The organism is Microseira wollei NIES-4236, from assembly GCF_020521235.1.
GTDB classification, from domain to species: domain Bacteria; phylum Cyanobacteriota; class Cyanobacteriia; order Cyanobacteriales; family Aerosakkonemataceae; genus Microseira; species Microseira wollei.
The window spans coordinates 1-260 of sequence record NZ_BLAY01000693.1 but is presented as its reverse complement, the minus strand read 5'-3'; the positions used below and the strand labels follow the sequence as shown (position 1 = coordinate 260).

Below are 260 nucleotides of genomic sequence, written 5' to 3'. Positions count from 1 at the left end.
GATGGAAATCAGACAGGCAAGATGCCTATCCCACAAGATGGAAATCAGACAGGCAAGATGCCTATCCCACAAGATGGAAATCAGACAGGCAAGATGCCTATCCCACAAGATGGAAATCAGACAGGCATGATGTCTATCCCACAAGATGGAAATCAGACAGGCAAGATGTCTATCCCACAAGATGGAAATCAGACAGGCAAGATGCCTATCCCACAAGATGGAAATCAGACAGGCAAGATGCCTATCCCACAAGATGGAAA

The 260-nt window shown here is 46.2% G+C and carries 1 pseudogene; it reads left to right on the top strand.

Features of this window, described 5'->3' with window-relative positions:
- Positions 1–21 precede the first annotated feature (21 nt).
- Positions 22–260 (top strand): annotated as a pseudogene (locus tag MiSe_RS50280) (23S rRNA pseudouridine(2605) synthase RluB); the annotation flags it as partial.